Here is a 6408-nt window from a genome sequence, read left to right as displayed (position 1 = left end):
GATCCACCCATACGTCCGGATGAGCACCCCGACCAGGAGCGGCGAGACTACAAGGATCATCAGGAGGCCTTTCCACCGGCGAGGCGCCCGCGCGAGGTGGTAGGCAAGCGGGTATGACAGCACCAGGCTGATCACGGTGGTTATGGCCCCGAGCCACAGCGTCCGCCAGACGACCCCCCACGTAAATGGATCGCCCGTGAGGCGTGCGTAATTGGCTACGGTGAGCACGCGCGCGTATGGGGCCTGATGGCTCTGGGTGAAGAAGCTGATCAGGAGCAGATTGAGGTAGGGAAGCACAAAGAAGACGAGCATCAGACACAGCGCGGGCGCGATCATGAGCGCCTGCCCCGAGGCCCTGGGGGCCGGGCGAACGCCGACGTCGATTGCCGCCGGCATCGCCTACTCCCACCCACCCGGCAGCGCCCAGCCGGCCGCCGCGTCGAAGGACAGGGTGACCTCGTCGTCGACCTGGTGCACGGCGTTCACCCCACCCTGCACGCGGAGCGGGGAGTCCCCCCCGACATCCACCCGATAGTCGTAGAGGCTGCCGAGGTAGGTGCGCTCGCGCACGACGCCTCGGAGACGGTTGACCCCATCCCGCGGTGCGGCGGGATCGCGCCCGCCGAGCTCGAGGTTCTCCGGCCGGATGCTCAGCATCGCTTTCATCCCGTCCCTGAGGTCGGCCGGTCCGCTGGCGCGCAGCGGACCGATGCTCGTCTCGAGCACGAGCCGGTCGCCCGATCGCGCCGTGACCCGCCCGGGGATCAGGTTCGTCAGACCGATAAACGCGGCCACGCGAACCGTGCGCGGCCGCCGGTACACGGCCTCGGGGGTATCGAACTGCTGCAGGACTCCATCGATGAGCACGGCCACGCGGTCGGCCAGAACGAGGGCCTCCGCCTGATCGTGGGTCACGTACAGGGTCGTGATGTGAAACTCCCGGACCAGCGAACGAATGAAGAACCGCATCTCCTCTCGCAGCTTGGCGTCCAAGTTGGCGAGCGGCTCGTCCAGCAGCAGCACGCTGGGGTTGATCACGAGCGCCCGTGCCAGCGCTGTGCGCTGCTGCTGTCCGCCAGAGAGCTGGCGTGGGTACCGCTTGTCGAGGCCGCCGAGCCCGACTTTCTCGAGGATCTCGATCACGCGGCGGTCGATTGCATCGCGCCGGATTCCCTGCATCTCGAGACCGAAGGCGATGTTCTGGTGAACGGTGAGGTGGGGGAAAAGGGCGTAATTCTGAAACACCATCCCGCAGCTGCGCTTCTCGGGGGGCGCCTCAGTGACATCCCGATCACCCAGCAGGACACGCCCCTGCGTCGGTGTCTCGAAACCGGCGATCATCCTGAGCGTCGTGGTCTTCCCGCAGCCCGACGGGCCCAGGAGCGCCACGAGCTCGCCTGCGGCGAGGGTGAGCGTCAGGTCATGGACGGCGGCGGCGTTTCCAAAACGCTTGGTGAGCCCCCGGAGGCTGATCTCCGCCATGCCGGGCGCTCGCGCTAACGCAGCGGTCGCCGGACGCGGGTCGCGCAGGCCATCGCGGACCGGCTAACAGTGACCACTGACCTGGTGGTTCCAGGCATCCGCCATACCTTCCCGCGCGCCGGTGCTGTTGAGCCAGACGTAATCCCAGCGGGGGATCTTGCCGAGCTGGGCCGGGGTCACGGGGATCAATTTGGCGAGGTCCGCGCTGACCGTGACCTGGCTGTTGGCCGGGGTCCAGTAGAACTTTTCCGCCCACTTCTTCTGGACCGGCGCGCTGAGCCAGTAGTTGATGAACGCGTAGCCTAGTTCTTTGACCTTGCTGCCCACGCAGACGTTCATATCCTGCTCAAACATTCCGCAGTAGCCTTCCTTGGGCAGGACCCATGCGACGGGGACGCCCTTGGCCTTCATCAACGCCCAGTCGGGTGAATCGATCAAGCCGACCGTCACCTCGCCTTGGGTCATCATGGTCAGTTCGGTACCGCTGAAATCGACTTGTCTGGCCCCGCAGAGGTGTTTCCCGATCCACTCGATCGCCGGCTTCCAATTCTTGTAGTCGCCGGTGAGGGCCTGGGCCATCTTCATCACGTGCTGGGGTTCGCCCGAGTTGCCGATGCTGAAGATCGCCCCTTTGTTGCCGTACTTGCCCAGGTCGAACCACGACTTCGGCGGATCCTGGACCAGGTCCGTGCGGTAGGCAATCCCGAGGGGACCGACGAGTCCCAGGACGCCGACGTCGTTTGGCTGCCGGAGCTGCTTGGGCACGTACTTGAGGTTCGGCACCTTATCCATCGGCAGGGGTGTGAAAAACCCCTCGGCGCGCAGTTGGGCCAGGTAGGTCTCGTTTGTCACAAAGACGTCGTATGGGGGGCTGTTCTTGCCGGCCGCCTGCATCTTCACGAACCAGTCCTTGGCCAGTCCCACAGCCAGCTCGATCTTGGCACCGGTCTCCGCCTCGAACTGGGGGATGTGCTCGTTCGTCATGAACTCCTGCCAGGTGCCGCCATAACTGGTGATGACAAGCGTCTGCCCTTTGAAGCTCTGCATGGGCGCAGCGCTGACTACCGGCGGTTGACGCATCGTGCGGATCAACGCGGCTGCGGAGGTTGCGCCGAGGCCCAGCATCGCGAGCCGCCGGATCGCCTCTCGGCGGCTGATCCGTTCGCGTTGCAACGAGGTCACCACGCGCAGCACATCATCGTCCATCATTCCCGCCCCCCGCCCCATCAGAAGTGCCTCAGCCGCGCGGCCCCCAGGATGCTCCCCCCCGCTGGGGAGCCGCGGCGAGTGTTCCCGGTTGGTTTGGTCCCCGGTTTTCAATCTCCTGCACGCGCCGCCGTCTGCCGGAGGCGTCCTCCTAGGCCGGCAAATCTCCCCGCCGCACTCGCTCGAAAAACGCTTGGAGCATGGCGCCACACTCAGCCTCGCGCACGGCCCCCAGCACTTCGACGACGTGGTTGAACCGCGTGTCCGTGAGCGCGTCGATCACGCTGCCGGCAGCGCCCGCCTTTGGATCGCGCGCGCCGTACACCAACCGGGGGAGCCGGGCCTGGACCAGCGCGCCGGCACACATCACACACGGCTCAAGGGTGACGTAGAGGGTGCAACCGTGGAGGCGCCATCCGCCGAGCACCCTGGCCGCGCGGCGGAGTACTTCCATCTCCGCGTGGGCGGTGGGATCCCGATCTCGTTCCCTGCGGTTGTGCCCACGGGCGATCACGTGCCCATCGCGCACGATGACCGCGCCGACCGGCACATCCCTCACACCCGCCGCGGCCCGAGCCTCGACGAGCGCTTCATCCATGAACACAGCGTCCGTGTCGAACACGAGTCGCCGGCGTTACTCGGCGGGCGGCATGGGCGCCCCTTCGGCGGGGAGATGCAACGCCTCCAGGGCGCTCAGGATCCCTGAGACGGCCGAGGCGATCTTGCGCGGCCGGTCCCCATCGACCAACTCGTCTTCCTTGAGCATGATGCTCGACTGGACACGCGCGCTGTAGACCGGCGGCGCATCCTCGCTGGAGAAGTGCTGCTGCAGGCTGATGCTCGGTACGCCCGGTTCCGACGCCACCGGGATGATGGCGCGGCGAAGCGCCACCACGTCCGGAGGCACCAGGAGCCGATCCATCATGATCTCCGTGAGCAGCTCTCCGAAGACCTGCACTTCTTCATGCACGGTTCGGGAGAACTCCACGCCCTCGTCGTACTCGGCGATGTGGCGCCCGAACGAGAGCGCGTCGACCAGAAACCGGAGCTCGGCCCACGGCCAGGCAAAGGTTCGGGGAGCATCGGAGGAGGGCTCGCCGTCGAGGTGGACCACGTAGCGATACTCGCGGCTCATGTGATCCACGTCGACCAGAAAGGCGTACCCGGAGACGACCAGATGGTGATCCTCGAGCGCCTCGGTCAGCCGCCCCGCGAACTCATGAAACGGATCGTGGTAGTCGAGCCGTGTCGACACGCGTCAACGAACCCCGGGCGGCGTCGCTCCCTGGGCGACCTGGGCCGCTTCCCGCAGCTTCTGCACTTGTCCCTGGCAGGCCCGCAACAGCAAGCGTGGGAGACTGTCCATGAACATGGTCGCCCCAATCGACCGGTAGGCGCGGACGTCTTCGGGGGTGAGGGCGAGAATCCCCACCGGCACGCCGGCGGTCCGGCCCGCGCCGAAGATCCGCCGGATCGCGGCCTGGACGTCGGGGTGCGAGACCGCGCCCGGATGACCCAGGCTTTGCGAAAGATCGGACGGGCCGATAAAGAGTACATCCACTCCGGGGGTTCGCGCGATCGCCTCGACCGCCTCGAGCCCGCGGCGCGTCTCGATCTGTAGAATGCTCATCGTGGCGGCGTTGCTGGCCGTGACGTGGTCGGGGATCGGCACGTGACCCCACCAGGCCGCCGCCGTCGCCCCGGCGAGCGACCGCGTGCCCGCGGGCGCGTACTTCGTCGCCGCGACCGCCGCCAGCGCCTGCTCGGGCGTCTCCACTTGAGGAACCATAACCCCCACGCATCCCACGTCGAGGGCCCGAAGGATCGTCTTGGGATGGTCGGTCGGGACCCGCGCCAGCGCGACGACGTCCACGGCGCGGCATGCCCGCACGAGGCCCTCGAGGACCTCCACCGTCACCGGGCCGTGCTCCATATCCAGCAGGAGAAAATCGTATCCGGAGAGCCCTGCGATCTCCGCCACCTCAGGTGACGGGATCGGCAGGATGGTCCCGAACACCGCCTCCCCGCCGCGCACGCGGCCCTTCAAAGGGTTGGCCAGCATCTCACGCTCCTCTACCAAGGATACCCCGAAAGAGTTCCATCCAGGCTCGTGGATTTCCCTTTGCCGCGAGATGGACGGGGAGGCTTACGAGTTGCCGATCCAGATCCCGAAGAGAAACACGAGCCCGCCGCCCACGATGACCTGCAGGATGGAGAGCCAGAAGTTCATCTTGAAGTACCGGTAGCGGATGATCGCGATGACGATGAGCTCAATCCCTACGACGAGGTAGGCGATCGCCAGCGCCAGATTGAGGCTCGGGATGAGGAACGGCAGGGTGTGGAGCAATCCCCCGATCAGCGTCGCCACGCCCGTGATAGTCCCCCGGATCGCCGGTCGCCCCCGGCCGGTGAGCTTTCCGGTATCGGAGAGCGCTTCGGCAAAGCCCATGCTGATCCCGGCGCCGACCGCGGCCGCTGCGCCGACCAGAAACGCGATGTGCGGATTCCGCGTCGCGAACGCGCTGGCGAACAGCGGGGCCAGGGTCGAGATCGACCCGTCCATGAGGCCCAGGAGCGCGGGCTGCACCACCTTGAGCAGGTAGCCCTGTTCGTGCGCTTCGCGTGAGGCCATGAGGCCGGCGGCAACCTGCTGGCCGGCGTCGGCCACGTGCGCGTGCAATCCCTCAGGCGTCGGCATCAATGTCCCCCAGTTCGCCGTCGCGCCCGCCGGCGGCAGCGCGGGCAGACGCCGTGCAGTTCGAACCGCACCGCCGACACGTGAAAGCGCGCGCGGGCCGCCGCCCGGCGCTGCAGCGGCTCCAGTTCGGAATCGGCCACGTCGATCACCCGCCCGCACCGGGAGCAGACGAGGTTCACGTGCATCCCCGCCCGGCCGTCGTACCGGCGGATCGGCCCGCTGACTTCCTGGACGAGCCCCAATCGGGCGAACAGGTCGAGCGTCGCATAGACGGTCGCCGGGCTCACCCCGGGGAAGCGCCGTCGGACCTCCTCGTGCACGGCCGCCACGCTGGGATGGGTCGTCCGCCCCACCACGGCGTCGTAAATGGCCATGCGCTGGGGGGTCAGCCGGCCCCGCTGCGCGGCCAGGCGCCGCCGCAGATCCGTCCACACCTGCAGGGTCGCGCCGGTTGAAGGTTGAAGTCGATTCTTATTAGTAGCCACTTTTAATAAATATATGCCCAGGAAAACCCCTGTGTCAACCGCATTGAGCGGGGTCGACCAAACAGGCCTGTGAGCGATACGTCAGTATGATGGCCGCCCAGTGACGGCCCGTCAGTTCCGCATCACCTTGGCGTACGCGTCGAGCCGCGGCAGCGCCGACTCGCGCGGCTCAGACGGCAGGCCGAAGATCGCGCGCGAGACACCAGCTCCGGCGAGCGTGTCCAACGCCTCTCGCTTGGGCGGCGCGTAGAAAATGCCGACGGGCGCCGCCTTGGGATCGCGCCCTGCCTTCATCAACCGTTCGCGCAGCTCGGGAATGCGCTCGACCGGGTTGCGGTTCGGGCGCATGATCGGCATCCAGCCATCGCCGAACTCCACGACTCGGTCGAACGTGGTCGGGCCATCACCGCCGATGATGATCGGTGGGTGCGGTTTCTGCAGCGGCTTCGGGTCGGCCCAGATTTTGTCGAAGTGGACGAACTGGCCATGGAACTCCGCCTCGCGCTTGGTCCAGATCTCCTTCATGGCAAACACGCG

9 protein-coding genes are annotated in these 6408 nt (G+C 66.9%); all 9 read right to left on the bottom strand.

Annotated elements, in window-relative coordinates; translation table 11 throughout:
• On the bottom strand, positions 1-396 hold a 396-nt coding region (locus VFP86_10025; protein ID HET8999971.1), incomplete at its 3' end, for an ABC transporter permease.
• A 3-nt stretch (positions 397-399) separates the two neighbouring features.
• Positions 400-1482 (bottom strand): ABC transporter ATP-binding protein, encoded by a 1083-nt coding sequence (locus tag VFP86_10020; GenBank protein HET8999970.1) that lies wholly within the window; start codon positions 1480-1482, stop codon positions 400-402.
• A 63-nt stretch (positions 1483-1545) separates the two neighbouring features.
• Positions 1546-2691 carry an extracellular solute-binding protein gene (locus VFP86_10015; GenBank protein ID HET8999969.1) on the bottom strand — a complete coding sequence of 382 codons (1146 nt, stop codon included), beginning with the start codon at positions 2689-2691 and terminating at the stop codon, positions 1546-1548.
• A gap of 148 nt (positions 2692-2839) precedes the next feature.
• The gene (gene tadA / locus VFP86_10010) at positions 2840-3286 is read right to left on the bottom strand and encodes a tRNA adenosine(34) deaminase TadA (protein ID HET8999968.1); all 447 of its coding nucleotides are present in this window, start codon (positions 3284-3286) and stop codon (positions 2840-2842) included.
• 36 nt (positions 3287-3322) lie between these two features.
• A complete protein-coding gene (locus tag VFP86_10005) occupies positions 3323-3943 on the bottom strand; it encodes a hypothetical protein (protein HET8999967.1) in 621 nt (206 codons plus the stop codon).
• A 3-nt stretch (positions 3944-3946) separates the two neighbouring features.
• The gene (locus VFP86_10000; GenBank protein HET8999966.1) at positions 3947-4750 is read right to left on the bottom strand and encodes an aldolase/citrate lyase family protein; all 804 of its coding nucleotides are present in this window, start codon (positions 4748-4750) and stop codon (positions 3947-3949) included.
• A gap of 84 nt (positions 4751-4834) precedes the next feature.
• Positions 4835-5320, bottom strand: coding sequence for a VIT family protein (locus VFP86_09995; GenBank protein ID HET8999965.1), 486 nt, complete (start codon positions 5318-5320; stop codon positions 4835-4837).
• A 65-nt stretch (positions 5321-5385) separates the two neighbouring features.
• The gene (locus tag VFP86_09990; protein ID HET8999964.1) at positions 5386-5820 is read right to left on the bottom strand and encodes a Fur family transcriptional regulator; all 435 of its coding nucleotides are present in this window, start codon (positions 5818-5820) and stop codon (positions 5386-5388) included.
• A 162-nt stretch (positions 5821-5982) separates the two neighbouring features.
• Positions 5983-6408 (bottom strand): LLM class flavin-dependent oxidoreductase (locus VFP86_09985; GenBank protein ID HET8999963.1); only part of this gene is annotated, 426 nt, incomplete at its 5' end.

Source organism: bacterium (assembly GCA_035703895.1).
Taxonomy (GTDB): Bacteria; Sysuimicrobiota; Sysuimicrobiia; order Sysuimicrobiales; family Segetimicrobiaceae; genus Segetimicrobium.
The sequence above is the reverse complement of the archived record's forward strand: the minus strand, read 5'-3'. Positions and strand labels throughout refer to the sequence as shown.

Bases quoted from the DNA above. Each gene is read 5' to 3' on its own strand.
- VFP86_10020 (HET8999970.1), bottom strand. From the start codon at position 1,482: ATGGCGGAGATCAGCCTCCGGGGGCTCACCAAGCGTTTTGGAAACGCC.
- VFP86_10015 (HET8999969.1), bottom strand. From the start codon at position 2,691: ATGATGGACGATGATGTGCTGCGCGTGGTGACCTCGTTGCAACGCGAA.
- tadA (HET8999968.1), bottom strand. From the start codon at position 3,286: ATGGATGAAGCGCTCGTCGAGGCTCGGGCCGCGGCGGGTGTGAGGGAT.
- VFP86_10000 (HET8999966.1), bottom strand. From the start codon at position 4,750: ATGCTGGCCAACCCTTTGAAGGGCCGCGTGCGCGGCGGGGAGGCGGTG.
- VFP86_09995 (HET8999965.1), bottom strand. From the start codon at position 5,320: ATGGCCTCACGCGAAGCGCACGAACAGGGCTACCTGCTCAAGGTGGTG.